Source organism: Prauserella marina, from assembly GCF_002240355.1.
GTDB lineage: Bacteria > Actinomycetota > Actinomycetes > Mycobacteriales > Pseudonocardiaceae > Prauserella_A > Prauserella_A marina.
The window spans coordinates 6,838,253-6,851,918 of the sequence record NZ_CP016353.1 but is presented as its reverse complement, the minus strand read 5'-3'; the positions used below and the strand labels follow the sequence as shown (position 1 = coordinate 6,851,918).

Sequence of the window (13,666 nt, the reverse complement as noted above, 5' to 3'; positions counted from 1 at the left end):
GGTGCGTCAACGCAGGTCGATGTGGTCGACCTGCGCAGCAGGTATCCACATAGTTGTCCACAACTGTGCATCAATGTACGGCGGTCCGAGGGCACTCCATCCCGCGGGATCAAGGTACTGCCGGCCGGAGTCTCCCACCTTCCGGCGGCGTGAACGCACCCCTCGCTGAAAAACCGAGAAGAGGCACGCTAACAAGCCGTACGTGTTGCCACAAGACTCGCTTCCGGGGCAGCATTTCATGGTGTACGGCGTGTTGCCATTCGACGATCGTGCGTGGTGTTGATCAATAATGATGGCAGTCGCGCTCCGCTACTCAAGGGGCCGGTTTCGGTGTCACCGGGACAGGTGCGTACCCTCGTAAGGTCTGCCGCTGATCGCGGGCTCGTTTGCCTGCCCACCTGACTTTCATTGTGGCGAGGAGTTCAGGCAAAGGTGGAGCCGCACGTCAGTGGGTGACATGACGAGCAGACGTTGAGACCAGGAGAACTGAGCCGTGAGCAAGGGCAAGCGCACCTTTCAGCCGAACAACCGCCGTCGCGCGCGGACCCATGGGTTCCGGCTGCGGATGCGCACGCGGGCGGGTCGAGCCATTTTGGCGGCACGTCGTCGTAAGGGCCGTCAGCAGCTGTCCGCCTGACTTCGTCACCTGCGAGGCGCGGCGTGCTACCGACTGACGCCCGTCTTCGGCGGAGTGAGGAGTTCCGTGCGGTAATGCGCGGCGGTGCCCGGGCAGGGCGCCGCCGCCTTGTGCTGCACGCGCTCACCGATAGCGGTGAGCGAACGAAGGCGGGATTCGTAGTGAGCAAAGCCGTAGGCAATTCGGTGGTTCGTCATCGAGTCACCCGACGCCTACGGCATCTTGTGCGCGCCAGGCTCGGAACCTTGCCGGCCGGGAGCGCGTTGGTCGTTCGGGCACTTCCACCCGCGGCAACCGCGACGAGTGCCGAGCTGGGCTCGGACCTTGACGCCGCGCTGCGACGATTGAGCCTTTCATCGTCCGCCCGCCACGACCATGGACCAGCGGTGTGAGTAACGAGCAAATGGCCGGCAATGAGACGGCCGAGACCCAAGAGCCGACCCGTCCGCCACGGCCGACGCCGGTCGCCTGGGTGCTGCTGCTCCCCATCCGCTTCTATCGCAAGGCCATCTCCCCATTTCTTCCCCCGATGTGCCGGTTCTACCCGAGCTGTAGCACCTACGCGGCCGAGGCGCTGACGCGGCACGGAGCCGCTCGCGGTACCTATCTCGCCGTGCGCAGGTTGTTGCGGTGCGGTCCGTGGACCCCGCCGGGGCGAGACCCCGTGCCGGAGAAGTTCAGCTTCCGGCGCCAAAGCCCTGGTATGTCTACCGAGGAGTAGCTCAGTGCTCGACTTTATCTACTACCCTGTGTCGTTCATCTTGTGGTGTTGGCACAAGGTCTTCGGTTTCGTCTTCGGTGCGGATAACGCGATTGCCTGGATCCTCGGCATCATCTTCCTGACCTTCACGGTCCGCGGCATCATGTTCAAGCCGTTCGTGAAGCAAGTCCGGTCGATGAAGAAGATGCAGGACTTCGCGCCGGAGATCAAGAAGGTCCAGAAGAAGTACGCGAACGACCGCCAACGGCAGGCGCAAGAAATGCAGCGCCTTCAGCGGGAGCACGGGGTCAACCCGCTGGGTAGCTGCCTACCGATGCTGTTGCAGATCCCGGTCTTCATCGGTCTGAACCACGTGCTCCGGATGTTCGCGCCGGGGAAGGAAAGCAACTACTTCTTCGACGCGGAGGGTGTCCGCTCCTACGTCGACGCCAAGATTTTCGGTGTCAACCTGGGTGACGCCATCAACCACGTCTCCGCTCTTGGCGGCGGTGCAGCGGCGGCGGATCCCGGCTGGCACTGGCACGTCGCCCCCGTCGCGATCCCGTTGATGATCATCGCGAGCGTCGCGACCCACTTCACGGCACGGCACTCGGTCGCACGGCAGAACCCGGCCTCGGCCACCGCGCAGACCGCGATGATGAACAAGCTGACCCTGTGGATCTTCCCCGGCGGTGTCCTCATCTTCGGCGCCTTCTTCCCCGTCGGTCTGTTGATCTACTGGCTCGCCAACAACGGCTGGACCTTGATGCAGCAGCGGCTCGTCTACACGCGCATCGACAAGGAAGAGGAAGCGAAGAAGGCCGAGGCCAAGGAGAAGCGCGCCAACCTCGGCCCGAAGCCCGGCCAGAAGCCGAAGCCCGGACAGAAACCTCAGGTGGGGCAGAAGCCGAAGCAGAACGCCACCCAGCAGGCGGACGAGACCACGCCGGACGACGAGGGACAGAAACCGGCTCCCAAGAGCGGCGGACAGGGATCCGCGAAGAACGGCAAGAACGTGAAGAGTGGCAGCGGCACGCGCGGAGGCGCCTGGGCCAAGAACGGTGGCAACCAGCAGCGCCCGGTCACCCAAGGCAAGAAGACACAGGGACGCAAGCGGCGCTGACGCCCTCGCGTTGAGAGGAGAACGACATGTCGGAAACCGCCGAGGTTATTGGCGCCGAACAACAGAGGGCCGACGAGGGCTCGAACGTGGAGGAAGCTGAGGAGCAGAGCGCTACCGAGTCGAAGAGTTCCGACGACGATGTGCTCGTTCAGGAGGGCGACATCGCTGGGGACTACCTGGAGCGGCTCCTCGACATCCTGGACTACGACGGCGACATCGATCTCGACGTCGAGGCGGGCAGGGCGATCGTCAGCATCGACGGCGGCGAGGACCTGGACAAGCTTGTCGGAACCCGTGGCAACGTTCTCGAATCCCTTCAGGAGCTGACCCGGCTGGCGGTTCAGCAAGAGACCGGTAGTCGCAGCAGGCTCATGTTGGACATCGCGGGTTGGCGCGCGGCTCGAAGGGAAGAGCTACGCGAACTGGGTCGGTCCACCGCGGAGTCGGTGGCGGCTTCTGGTGAGCGCACTCGATTGCAGCCGATGAGCCCGTTCGAGCGGAAGGTCGTTCACGACGCGGTCGCCGGCGTCGACGGCGTTACGAGCGAGAGCGAGGGCGAGGAGCCCAAGCGTCGCGTGGTGGTGCTCCCCGAGTAAGCACTCCCCTTTCGTTGAGCGGCCCACCGGATTCCGGTGGGCCGCTTTTTTGTGTCCGAGTTTCACGTGAAACTCAGGTCGGCGACGAGAGTGACAGTGGACTTCTCCACATCTGCGGACTGTCGCGTCGCGTTCGCGTCGGCATCGGGGAGAATCGACCAGGGCTCGTTCCACGTGAAACAGCGAGCCTGAGGAGGAGTGGTTCAGTGGACTTGGACGGATCGGAGTCCGCCGCTCCGGCGGCAGCGTCCACCATCTTCGGAGACCGGCTGAAACTGGCCGAGCAGTACGTTGATCTTCTGGAGCGACACGGCGTCGAGCGAGGACTTATCGGGCCCCGCGAAGTTGATCGCTTGTGGGATCGGCACGTACTGAACTCCGCTGTCATCGGTGAGGTGATTCCGGAAGGCGCGCGAGTTGTCGATGTCGGATCCGGCGCGGGACTCCCCGGAGTGCCGCTCGCCATCAGCAGGCCAGATCTCGATATCGTGCTACTGGAACCGATGGCGCGGCGGGTCGACTGGCTGACAGAGGTGTCCGAGACGCTTTCTCTGTCGTTGACGGTTCTGCGTGGTCGAGCCGAAGAGAAGCAGGTGCGCGACCGAGTAGGTCTTGCCGATGTCGTGACCGCTCGCGCGGTAGCTCCCCTAGCTCGGTTGGCCGGTTGGTGTCTTCCTCTGGTGCGACCGAAGGGCAGCCTGGTGGCGTTGAAGGGCGCGAGTGCCCAGGACGAGATCGAGCGCGATCGAGTCGCGATCGCGAAGGCAGGTGGCGACGCGCCATCGCTGACAATGTGTGGCTCCGGCGTGCTGGATACGCCGACCACGGTGGTGCTGATCGAACGCACCGAGAAGCGCAAGACCGCGCGGTCTCGACGGCAGGCCGGTGCGCGTTCGAGATGAAAGGATTGGCCGAGCGAATGACGATCTGTACGGAGCGGCGAATGTTCCACGTGAAACGGTGCACCAGGCGAGGCGGCGCGGGAAGGGGCACTCGGTGAATCCTCCCCGTGAGATGAGCGCGGAGCGCGGTCTCGGTTGGACCCCTATCGCCGAGGAAGCCGAGCGTGCCGCGCGCGTCCTTCACCCCGACGCGAACGCGATGCCCCGCCCGACCCGGCGCCGGGTGCTGACCGTCGCCAACCAGAAGGGCGGCGTCGGCAAAACGACCAGCACGGTCAACCTTGCCGCAGGGCTCGCGCTTCATGGGCTCAAAACACTCGTCATCGATCTCGACCCGCAGGGCAATGCCAGCACCGCGCTCGATGTCGATCACCGCTCCGGCACGCCCTCGGTCTACGAGATGCTCATTGGCGAGGTGTCCCTTGTCGACGCGACCCAGGTGAGCAGCCAGTCCCCCAACCTGATGTGCGTACCGGCGACCATCGACCTGGCCGGCGCCGAGATCGAGCTCGTGTCGATGGCGTCCCGTGAGTCGCGGCTCAAGGAGGCGCTGTCCAAGGAAGCGCTCGACGAGCTCGGCGTCGACTACGTCTTCGTGGATTGCCCGCCCTCGCTCGGCCTGCTCACGGTGAACGCTCTGTCGGCGGCGTACGAGGTGCTCATCCCGATCCAGTGCGAGTACTACGCGCTGGAAGGTCTCGGCCAACTCCTGAGCAACATCGAGCTGGTTCAGAAGCACCTCAATCCCGCGCTCGTGGTCTCGACGATCCTGCTGACGATGTACGACGGGCGCACCAAGCTCGCCGATCAAGTGACGCAGGAGGTACGCAATCACTTCGGTGACGTGGTGCTCAAGACGATCATTCCGCGCAGCGTGAAGGTCTCCGAGGCGCCAGGCTATGGCCAGTCCGTGCTGGCTTACGACCCCGGTTCTCGGGGCGCCATGAGTTATGTCGACGCGGCTCGGGAAGTTGCCGAGCGTGGAGCGAGGGGACAGAGATGAGCGAACGCAGGGGTGGTCTTGGTCGCGGGTTAGCCGCGCTGATTCCCACTGGGCCGGTGAGTTCTGAGGAAGTCGTCACCGCGGAGGTGAAGATCGACCAGACCGCTGTTCCTGCTCCCCCGCCCGGCGACTGGTTCGCCGCCAACGGTGCGATCAAGGGGCACGGGGGCGAGGTCGCTGGTGCGGTCTACCGCGAGGTGCCGATCAGCTCGATCAAGGCGAATCCGAAGCAGCCGAGGCAGGTCTTCGACGAGGAAGCGCTGGCCGAGCTGGAGCACTCGATCCGTGAGTTCGGCCTGATGCAGCCGATCGTCGTCAGGCAATTGCCGGGCGACGAGTACGAGCTCGTCATGGGTGAGCGCAGGCTTCGGGCATCTCAGCAGGCCGAGCTCGAACTCATTCCCGCGATCGTCAGGCAGACCGCCGACGAGGCGATGCTGCGGGACGCCTTGCTGGAGAACATCCACCGGGTTCAGCTCAACCCGCTCGAAGAAGCGGCCGCCTACCAACAGCTTCTCGACGAGTTTGACGTGACCCACGAGGAACTGGCCTCGCGGATCGGCAGGAGCAGGCCGGTCATCACCAACACGATCCGGCTGCTCCGGCTCCCCCTCCCCGTACAGCGAAGGGTGGCCGCCGGGGTGCTGTCGGCAGGGCACGCGCGGGCATTGCTGTCGTTGGACGAGCCGGAAGCCCAAGAGGAACTGGCGGCGAGGATCGTCGCCGAGGGACTCTCGGTCAGAGCTACCGAGGAGGCGGTGACGCTCGCGAAGGGTGCGGCGAAACCGAAGCAGAAGGCACCGGCCCGCAAGCCGATGCAGGCGCCGGGGCTTCAAGATCTCGCCGAGCGGCTGTCGGATTCCTTCGACACGAGAGTCAAAGTCGACCTTGGTCGTCGTAAAGGGCGGATCGTCGTCGAGTTCGGCTCGGTCGACGATCTCGAACGCATTGTCGGCCTCATGGACCCGAACAAGACAAATCAGGCACAAATAACCGATGACCAATGACACCAGGTCATTTCGTCACGGTGATGATTTAGGAAAGTGCGCCGATCAGCTCCCGCGCTCCACCGCGCGGGAGATCAGGCCGGAGAAAACTGCGCCGAGCGACGTCCCGTCCGCTTCCAACGCCATCGGCACCGTCGAGGTCTCGGTCAGTCCCGGTGAGGAGTTGACTTCGAGGAAGTACACGGTGCCGTCCGAGGCGACGATCGCGTCGGTGCGGGAGATGTCGCGCAAGCCCAGCAATCGGTGGGCACCGACGGCGAGTTCACCGACCGCCTTCACCGTCTCCTCGGAAAGCCTGGCAGGCGTGAAGAAATCGGTGAGCCCCGCCGTGTAGCGAGCGGTGTAGTCGTACACGCCGTTTTCCGGCACGATCTCGACGGCTGGCAGCGCCCGAGGACCAGCCTCCCCTTCGAGTACCGTCACCGCGACCTCGACGCCGTCGATGAACCGCTCGGCCAGGACGGTGTCGCCGTAGGCAAAGCACCCCACCATGGCGGCGGGAAGCTCCGCGGCATTCCGGACCACCTGGGTGCCGAGTGCCGAACCGCCTTCGTCCGGCTTGAGCATCAGCGGGAGACCGAGCCGGTCGACGATCGCGTCGAGTACCGCCTGCGCGCCCAGCTCGCGGAAGGTGCTGTGCGGCAGGACGATCCAATCGGGTGTGGCGAAGTCCGCGCCCGCGACGAGCGCCTTGGCGATGGGCTTGTCCCATGCCTTGCGGCAACTGCGCGAACTGGTGCCCACGAACGGAACTCCGAGCATTTCCAACACCGATTGCACGGAGCCGTTCTCGCCTTCTCCCCCGTGCAACGCGATGACCGCGGCGTCGGGTCGCTCGTCCCGCAGCCTGGCCACGAGACCCGAATCGGTGTCCCACTCGTCGACCGTGATGCCCTGGTCGCGAAGTGCGACGGAAAGCCTGCGTCCTGACCGCAGCGAGACGTCACGCTCGTGCGAGAGACCGCCTGCAAGCACGGCGACAGTGGGTTCGGGCACGGCGAAACTCCTCGGTGCTGGAAACGCTGAAAGTACGAAAATCCTTGCGTGGCAAGGCAATCCGGTCAGGCTGTGTCGGGTCCGGGAAACTGCGGTCCGGAAACGGCACGAGTGGTGCCGCTGCCGAAGGTCCGCATGAGGTCCATTTCGGACTCAAGGACACCGGCGAGCCTGCGTACGCCTTCCCGAATCCGTTCCGGAGTGGGATAGCAGTAGGAAAGCCGCATCTGCCTGCTGCCGAAACCGTCGGCGTAGAAACCGGTTCCGGACGCGTACGCGACCCTTGCCGTGACCGCACGCGCGAGCATGGCTTTGGTGTCGACGCCCTCGGGAACCGTGACCCAGACATAGAAACCGCCGTCGGGCCGGGTCCACGTGCAGCCCGCGGGGAGGTGCTGTTCGAGCGCCGACAACATGGCGTCGCGACGTTCCCTGTAGTTCTCGCGGAAGGTCTTGACCTGGCCCTTCCAGTCATGCGTTGCCAGATAACGGGAAACGACGAGCTGGTTGAGCGTCGGTGGGCACAGCGTCGCCGATTCGGCGGCCAGCACGAGCTTCTCGCGAACCGCGTGAGGGGCGAGCACCCACCCGACGCGGAGGCCGGAGGCGAAGGTCTTCGAGAACGACCCGAGGTAAACCACGTTGTCCGGGTCCATCGAGCGCAGCGCTGGATAGGTCTGACCGTCGAAACCGAGCAGGCCGTAGGGGTTGTCCTCGACGACAAGGACGTCGTTTTCCCTACAGATCTCAAGGATCTCGGCACGCCGTTCGACCGCGAGCGTCACGCCTGCCGGGTTGTGGAAGTTCGGGATGGTGTAGAGGAACTTCACTCGTTTGCCCTGGCTCTTGGCGTGCGCGAGCGCTGCCCTCAGAGTCTCGGGGACCAGCCCGTCGTCGTCCATCGCGACGTGCACGACCTTGGCCTGATACGCGGCGAACGAACCGAGAGCACCGACGTAGGAAGGACCTTCCGCGATCACGACGTCGCCGGGATCGCAGAACAGCCGGGTCACCATGTCGAGGCCCATTTGCGAGCCAACAGTGACGACGACGTCGTCGGGATGACCGGTGATGCCTTCCATCGCCATGACGTCGCAAATCTGCTCACGCAGTGTCGGGACGCCGTGCGCGGAGCCGTATTGCAGCGCCACTAGACCGTCTTCGGCGATGAGCTCCGCCATCTGGCCCGAGAGCGAGTCGAGGGGCAGTGCAGCGAGGTTGGGCATGCCGCCTGCCAGTGAGACGACCTCTGGCCTGCTGGCGACCGCGAACAACGCTCGGATCTCCGACGCCGTCATTCCCGCCGTGCGCGCGGCGTAGCGGTCGAGGTGAGGGTCGAGGTTGTGGCGGCCGGGCTCCGACCCCTGTCTGTGCTCCGGTGGCTGAGCGGCATTCATCGCATACTTCTGTCTGCTTCGAAAAGCGCGTCGGCAGTTGGTCGATCTACCAGTAGGTAGACCCCAATGAGTGTAACGTCAGTCAGTTGGGCCACTCCCCGCTTTCCGCCGCTTGTCACATCGGCCTATGCTTTGCTGGCCTTCGCGGCGCTGTCTCGCGCGCGTCGGCGCAAGATCGATAGTCGTGTTTTCCAGGGGAGGTCGGGTGTCGCGACGCATTGTGGGCGTCACGCTGGACAACCTGGAGCAGCTTCCGGTGCAGTGTCGGCGCTGCGTCTACTGGGAACTGGCTCCGCACCTGCGGGAGCAAGCGGCCGAGTTCGGCGAGACCGAAGTCGAGAAGGAAGCGTGGGTGTCCGGCGTCCTGCTGGAATGGGGTTCGTGCGGCCGGATCATCCACAGTGGCAATCTGCCGGTCGGCTTCGTGCTCTACGCGCCACCGAGTGCCGTTCCGAGGGCGGATGCTTTCCCGACCTCTCCACCGAGTGCCGACGCGGTGCTGCTGACGTCCTTCCACGTTGCCCCTGAGTTCCGCGGTGGCGGCCTCGGCAGGCTTCTGGTGCAGGCGGTTGCCAAAGACCTCACGCGGCGCGGTGTACGGGCCATTGAGGCGTTCGGTGACGCGCGGCCGGACGAGGCGAGTGACGAGCACACGTGTGTTGTGCCCTCGACCTTCCTCCAGAGCGTCGGGTTCAAGACGGTGCGCCCTCACCCCCGCTGGCCGAGGTTGCGCCTTGAGCTGCGCTCGGCGATCTCGTGGAAGGAAGACGTCGAGGCCGCGCTTGAGAAGCTGCTCGGCCAGGTCACCATCACCACGGCGACCCCGGAGAACGCCCGAGCCTGACCCAGTTATCCACAGATCTGTGCACAACTGCCCCGGTTATCCACAACCGGGGCAGTTTTCTTGGGGATTTCTTGTGGGTATCGCTGGGGACTACCCGTGGACTACTCGGCTTTCGCCAGCTCGTGGGCCAGTACGTCGGCGAACGTAAAAGTGCCTGTGGGCTGATCGTTTTCGCCGAGCAGGTACAGGCGCTTGACCGCGATGAGGATGCCTTCGGCGACGATATCGCGGAACGCGGGGTCGGAGAGGCGCACTCGGTCGTCGTGGTTGGTCAGGTAGCCGATCTCGACCCGGACGGCAGGGCAGCGAGTCCGGGTGAAGATCTCCCAGGTCTTCGGGTGGGTGCGGCAGTCGCGCAGCCCTGTCCTCGCGGCCAGCTCGCGCTGGATGTAGCCGGCAAGCAGTTCACCGACCGTCGACGTCGTGCCGTTGCCCGTCCCGAAATGGAAGCTCGCGACTCCCTGCGCGTAGGGCGAGCGATTGCCGTCGCTGTGCAGCGAGAGGAAGAGGTCCGCTCCCGCGTCGTTGGCGAATTGGGCCCTTTCGAGTTCGGAAGGGCTGTGCGCGGGACCGCGCGAGATAAGTGCCTCCATGCCGGTGGCCTTCATCCGGCCTTCCAGCCTGCGCGCGAGGTCCCATGCGATATCCGCTTCGCGAACGTTGTCGACAGTGACGCCGAGATCGTCGCCGCCGTGCCCCGGGTCGATCACGATGCGCTTGCCACGCAGGCGTGGGCCTGCCCTGCGCACCTGCTCCTGTTCGCGGAGGAACACCGGGCGTCCACCACGGGCCCGCGGAGACAGCTGGCGCAGTGCCCTGACGGTTGCCGCACCGCAGATGCCGTCGACGACGAGGCCGTAGTCGCGCTGGAAATTGCGCAGCGCGTGCTCGGTCTGGGGGCCGAACCCGCCGTCGGGCCTGCCCGCGTCGTAGCCGAGTTCGGTCAGCCGTTCCTGGAGCGCGAAGACGTCGTCGCCGTGTACTGGCGAGGAGATCAGGTAGGCGAGCGGCCTGCTGCCGAGGTGGTAGCTGGAGCCGCGCAGCGCACGATAGGTGGCAGGTCCGACGATGCCATCCGTGATCAGGCCCCTGCGCTGCTGAAACGCGCGAACGGCGTGTTCGACGACGGCATCGAATGCGCCGTAGCCGTCGGATCCGTCCCCAGGGGGAAGCAGATCGAGGCCAGAGAGCATGGACCTGACTTCGGCGACCTCCGGTCCGGTGTCGCCGCGGCGGAGTACCCGCATGCACTCCTCGCTCTTCCTTGGGCACCTAGGTCGCGTCCGACAAACCCTCAGTCGGCTGCGCGGGGCCAGCGTGGCCCCTCGCAGCGTTGTCGGAAAGCCCGAGTACGACCCGGTACGAGGGCTTCCCTCCGCCTTGCGAGGAATCAAACACGACCTAGTGCGTTCGATGCTGTGCAAATTGACTACAGAGCCCAGCGGCTCCGTGTCCCCTATTGTGCCTTGCGAACTCTGTGTGAGCGCGTAGGCCCACTGCGTGCGTCATCGGGCCTGGCCCGGCCGCACAATGAAAGGCCCGAGGACGCGCGACGGGCGTGCCCCCGGGCCTTCTCAGCGCGAATCGCCGATCAGAGGACGTCGGCCAGGTCGGAGAGCAGTGCGTTCTTCGGCTTCGCCCCGACGATCTGCTTGACCGGTTTGCCACCCTGGAAAAGGATCAGCGTGGGAACCGACATCACCTGGTAGTCACGGGGGGTTCCCGGGTTCTGGTCGATGTCGAGTTTCGCGATCGTGATCTTGTCCTTGTGCTCGGAAGCGATCTCCTCAAGCACGGGTGCGACCATCTTGCACGGGCCGCACCAGGTCGCCCAGAAGTCAACGAGGACAGGCTTGTCGCTGGCGAGCACGTCGTCGGCGAAGCTCTTGTCGGTCACCTGCACGGTGTCGGTCATCAGTTTCTTCTCCTGTCGTGTTCTGACCTGGACGATCAGTTGACGCCGGCCGCGTACCCGCCGCCGACCAGTTCGGATGCTTCGTGGGCCTGCGCGACGTCGGCGTGTTCAGCCAGCCAGCGCTCGGCGTCGATCGCGGCGGTGCAGCCGCTGCCCGCGGCCGTGATGGCCTGCCGGTAGGTCCTGTCGACGAGGTCACCGGCCGCGAAAACACCGTCGATGTTGGTGTAGGAGCTGCGGCCCTGCGTCACCACGTAGCCCTCGTCGTCGAGGTCGACCTGACCTCGGACGAGTTCGCTGCGCGGATCGTGTCCAATGGCGACGAAAAAGCCGCTGACATCCAGCGTCGAGTCCTCGCCGGTCACCGTGTCCTTTAGCCGAAGGCCCGCGACCTTGCCGTCACCGAGGACCTCGCTGATCTGCGAGTTCAGCTTCCACCGGATCTTCTCGTTCGCGCGCGCCCGCTCCAGCATGATCTTCGATGCACGGAACTCTTCCCTGCGGTGCACGATGGTCACGCTCTTGGCGAACTTGGTGAGGAACGTCGCCTCCTCCATCGCCGAATCACCGCCGCCGACAACGGCGATGTCGTGGTCGCGGAAGAAGAAGCCGTCACACGTCGCGCATGAGGACACCCCACGGCCGAGCAGTTCCTGCTCACCAGGGACGCCCAGGTAGCGCGCGGCGGCACCCATTGCCAGCACGACGGCCTTTGCCGCGTACTGCTTGCCGTTGGCCGTGACGTACTTGACGGGCCCGGTGAGGTCGACCGCCTCGACGTCCTCGGTACGGAGGTCGGCGCCGAACACCTTGGCCTGCTCGCGCATCTCGTCCATCAGCTCCGGGCCCTGGATGCCCGCGCGGAAACCGGGGTAGTTCTCGACCTCGGTGGTGGTCATCAGCGCACCACCGAACTGGGAACCCTCGAACACCAATGGCTCCAACTGGGCACGAGCGGCATACACCGCGGCCGTATACCCAGCGGGACCCGATCCGACAATGATCAGGTTCCGAATGTCCTGTGCAGCCACCCGTGACCTCCGCTTCGACAACGCCTGCTTACCAGGGTCAACACGATGGTAGGTGCGCGTGTTCCCGGCCTGCCGGGCGCCGCCGATAAAAAGGGCCGGTCCTTCCATGGTGTGGAAGGACCGGCCCCGTGAACCAGAATTTGTACCGCTGTGCTCTACCGGCCGATGACCTCGTCCTTGAGCAGGCCAGGGTTTCCTGGACCGCATTCGGGCGACAACGCGATGAGCCGGTACTGAGCCAGCTCCCCGGTGGTGTAGAGCACGATGAGGGCTTCTTGGCCGTCGATGGTCGCGGGACGGAACCCGACCGGCTTCACGGCCGGATCGATACCGTTTGCCTCGACACAGGCCGCCAGCCGCTGTTGATCCCCAACCGGCCCGAAGTCGCGGACCCCGTTGATCTCACCGAGCGCACTGCCGAGATTGTCACTTTGCAGTGCGAGTGGTGCCTCACTGTCCGCCTGCCCGCTGTCCGAAGGTGCGGGTTCGGCGACGCCCCCAGTTTGTTCCTGCGCGCCGGGCACCGTAATGACGACCGCGGCGACCACGGCCGCCGCGGCGGCCAGGAAGCCCGCCCCCCAGCCCGCACGCTTGTTCCTGCGCTTGCGAGCAACGTCGATACTCACGACGTTCGAGTCACGTGCGTTGCTTTCCTGCGTGATCGCCGCTTCGATCCTTGCCGCCACGTCGGCCGGCATCGGTTCGATCGGCGCGGCGGTAAGACTGGCGAGATCGGCACTCGTCGCATCGAGCGCCTCGATGATCGCGCGTGCTTCAGGATCCGCGTTGACTCTCGGCCACAATTCGGCCGCTTCGCGTTCGCTGAGTACACCGGCATGCAGGTCGGCGAGCACATCGACAGACCACGGGGGGCCGACTGCCCCGCCCAACCCCCTGCCTTCGTCCGTCATCGTCCCTCCCCGTTTTTGCGTTCGTGAGTTGGGACGTCACCGTGAGAGTCGGGGTTCCGCAGATGGGCGAGAAGTTTGGCCAGTTTGGCGCGTCCTCTAGCACATCTGCTCTTGACTGTTCCCTCGGCGATATTCAGCATTTTCGCCGTTTCGGCAACGGAGTAACCCTCGACGTCGACCAGCACGATCGGGACCCGTTGTTCCTCGGGTAGTTGCGCGAGCGCTTCCTTGATCACCAGCCGGGTTTCCCGCTCCGCGATCGAGTCACGGGGCATGGCGGGCTCGTTGTGGCCCTGTTCCGGCAGCGGCACCGTCGGACGGGCCTGTCGCCTGCGGACCCTGTCGAGGCAGGCGTTGACGACGATCCGGTGCAGCCAGGTGGTGACCTGCGACTCCGCCCGGAAATTGGCGGCAGCCCTGAACGCCGAGATGAACGCCTCTTGTAAGGCGTCGGCGGCTTCCTCGGGGTCGCGCACCGTGCGGAGGGCAACGGCCCACATCCTGTCGCGGTGCCGCTTGACCAACTCGTTGAAGGCGTGTGGATCCCCTGCGGTATGCGCCGCTATGAGATCGGCATCAGTGGGAGCTGCTGCTGCGGTCACGG

At 65.2% G+C, this 13,666-nt stretch carries 16 protein-coding genes; 9 read left to right on the top strand and 7 right to left on the bottom strand.

Annotated elements, in window-relative coordinates:
- Positions 1 to 493 precede the first annotated feature (493 nt).
- The 8 genes from rpmH to BAY61_RS31880 all read left to right on the top strand — a co-directional run bounded on the left by rpmH (position 494) and on the right by BAY61_RS31880 (position 5,968).
- Positions 494 to 637: a 50S ribosomal protein L34 gene (rpmH, locus tag BAY61_RS31915; protein WP_091806362.1), complete on the top strand. Its 144-nt coding sequence runs from the start codon at positions 494 to 496 to the stop codon at positions 635 to 637.
- 23 nt (positions 638 to 660) lie between these two features.
- The gene (gene rnpA, locus BAY61_RS31910; RefSeq protein ID WP_091806358.1) at positions 661 to 1,029 is read left to right on the top strand and encodes a ribonuclease P protein component; all 369 of its coding nucleotides are present in this window, start codon (positions 661 to 663) and stop codon (positions 1,027 to 1,029) included.
- 11 nt (positions 1,030 to 1,040) lie between these two features.
- Positions 1,041 to 1,358 (top strand): membrane protein insertion efficiency factor YidD, encoded by a 318-nt coding sequence (yidD, locus tag BAY61_RS31905; RefSeq protein WP_091806642.1) that lies wholly within the window; start codon positions 1,041 to 1,043, stop codon positions 1,356 to 1,358.
- 4 nt (positions 1,359 to 1,362) lie between these two features.
- A complete protein-coding gene (gene yidC, locus BAY61_RS31900) occupies positions 1,363 to 2,460 on the top strand; it encodes a membrane protein insertase YidC (RefSeq protein ID WP_091806355.1) in 1,098 nt (365 codons plus the stop codon).
- Between the two features lie 26 nt (positions 2,461 to 2,486).
- Complete coding sequence (locus tag BAY61_RS31895) at positions 2,487 to 3,056, top strand: Jag family protein (RefSeq protein WP_091806352.1); 570 nt, start codon at positions 2,487 to 2,489, stop codon at positions 3,054 to 3,056.
- Between the two features lie 206 nt (positions 3,057 to 3,262).
- Positions 3,263 to 3,958, top strand: a complete 696-nt coding sequence (gene rsmG / locus BAY61_RS31890; RefSeq protein WP_091806349.1) for a 16S rRNA (guanine(527)-N(7))-methyltransferase RsmG — start codon at positions 3,263 to 3,265, stop codon at positions 3,956 to 3,958.
- A 112-nt stretch (positions 3,959 to 4,070) separates the two neighbouring features.
- On the top strand, positions 4,071 to 4,961 hold the full coding sequence (locus BAY61_RS31885) for a ParA family protein (RefSeq protein WP_091806346.1): 891 nt from the start codon (positions 4,071 to 4,073) through the stop codon (positions 4,959 to 4,961).
- Positions 4,958 to 5,968: a ParB/RepB/Spo0J family partition protein gene (locus BAY61_RS31880; RefSeq protein ID WP_091806343.1), complete on the top strand. Its 1,011-nt coding sequence runs from the start codon at positions 4,958 to 4,960 to the stop codon at positions 5,966 to 5,968. The genes BAY61_RS31885 and BAY61_RS31880 overlap by 4 nt, the downstream gene beginning before the upstream one ends.
- Positions 5,969 to 6,013: 45 nt before the next feature.
- Here BAY61_RS31880 and BAY61_RS31875 read toward each other — a convergent pair whose 3' ends face one another.
- Both BAY61_RS31875 and BAY61_RS31870 read right to left on the bottom strand, forming a co-directional pair.
- Positions 6,014 to 6,964, bottom strand: coding sequence for a D-alanine--D-alanine ligase family protein (locus BAY61_RS31875; protein WP_091806341.1), 951 nt, complete (start codon positions 6,962 to 6,964; stop codon positions 6,014 to 6,016).
- 65 nt (positions 6,965 to 7,029) lie between these two features.
- Positions 7,030 to 8,361 carry an aminotransferase-like domain-containing protein gene (locus tag BAY61_RS31870; RefSeq protein WP_091806338.1) on the bottom strand — a complete coding sequence of 444 codons (1,332 nt, stop codon included), beginning with the start codon at positions 8,359 to 8,361 and terminating at the stop codon, positions 7,030 to 7,032.
- 205 nt (positions 8,362 to 8,566) lie between these two features.
- Between BAY61_RS31870 and BAY61_RS31865 the strand changes: the two genes are divergently transcribed.
- Positions 8,567 to 9,205, top strand: coding sequence for a GNAT family N-acetyltransferase (locus BAY61_RS31865; RefSeq protein ID WP_091806335.1), 639 nt, complete (start codon positions 8,567 to 8,569; stop codon positions 9,203 to 9,205).
- 101 nt (positions 9,206 to 9,306) lie between these two features.
- Here BAY61_RS31865 and BAY61_RS31860 read toward each other — a convergent pair whose 3' ends face one another.
- The 5 genes from BAY61_RS31860 to sigM all read right to left on the bottom strand — a co-directional run bounded on the left by BAY61_RS31860 (position 9,307) and on the right by sigM (position 13,664).
- Positions 9,307 to 10,452, bottom strand: a complete 1,146-nt coding sequence (locus BAY61_RS31860; RefSeq protein ID WP_091806331.1) for an N-acetylmuramoyl-L-alanine amidase — start codon at positions 10,450 to 10,452, stop codon at positions 9,307 to 9,309.
- 344 nt (positions 10,453 to 10,796) lie between these two features.
- The gene (trxA, locus tag BAY61_RS31855; RefSeq protein ID WP_091806328.1) at positions 10,797 to 11,120 is read right to left on the bottom strand and encodes a thioredoxin; all 324 of its coding nucleotides are present in this window, start codon (positions 11,118 to 11,120) and stop codon (positions 10,797 to 10,799) included.
- Positions 11,121 to 11,155: 35 nt separating this feature from the next.
- Positions 11,156 to 12,151 (bottom strand): thioredoxin-disulfide reductase, encoded by a 996-nt coding sequence (gene trxB / locus BAY61_RS31850; protein ID WP_091806325.1) that lies wholly within the window; start codon positions 12,149 to 12,151, stop codon positions 11,156 to 11,158.
- Between the two features lie 155 nt (positions 12,152 to 12,306).
- Positions 12,307 to 13,062: a hypothetical protein gene (locus BAY61_RS31845; protein WP_091806322.1), complete on the bottom strand. Its 756-nt coding sequence runs from the start codon at positions 13,060 to 13,062 to the stop codon at positions 12,307 to 12,309.
- Complete coding sequence (gene sigM, locus BAY61_RS31840) at positions 13,059 to 13,664, bottom strand: RNA polymerase sigma factor SigM (RefSeq protein WP_091806319.1); 606 nt, start codon at positions 13,662 to 13,664, stop codon at positions 13,059 to 13,061. The genes BAY61_RS31845 and sigM overlap by 4 nt, the downstream gene beginning before the upstream one ends.
- Between the last annotated feature and the right edge of the window lie 2 nt (positions 13,665 to 13,666).

What these genes read in the sequence shown, in the direction of transcription:
- yidD (WP_091806642.1), top strand. Translation starts at nt 1,041, where the DNA reads ATGGCCGGCAATGAGACGGCCGAGACCCAAGAGCCGACCCGTCCGCCA.
- BAY61_RS31895 (WP_091806352.1), top strand. Translation starts at nt 2,487, where the DNA reads ATGTCGGAAACCGCCGAGGTTATTGGCGCCGAACAACAGAGGGCCGAC.
- BAY61_RS31885 (WP_091806346.1), top strand. Translation starts at nt 4,071, where the DNA reads ATGAGCGCGGAGCGCGGTCTCGGTTGGACCCCTATCGCCGAGGAAGCC.
- BAY61_RS31880 (WP_091806343.1), top strand. Translation starts at nt 4,958, where the DNA reads ATGAGCGAACGCAGGGGTGGTCTTGGTCGCGGGTTAGCCGCGCTGATT.
- BAY61_RS31870 (WP_091806338.1), bottom strand. Translation starts at nt 8,361, where the DNA reads ATGAATGCCGCTCAGCCACCGGAGCACAGACAGGGGTCGGAGCCCGGC.
- BAY61_RS31860 (WP_091806331.1), bottom strand. Translation starts at nt 10,452, where the DNA reads ATGCGGGTACTCCGCCGCGGCGACACCGGACCGGAGGTCGCCGAAGTC.
- trxA (WP_091806328.1), bottom strand. Translation starts at nt 11,120, where the DNA reads ATGACCGACACCGTGCAGGTGACCGACAAGAGCTTCGCCGACGACGTG.
- BAY61_RS31845 (WP_091806322.1), bottom strand. Translation starts at nt 13,062, where the DNA reads ATGACGGACGAAGGCAGGGGGTTGGGCGGGGCAGTCGGCCCCCCGTGG.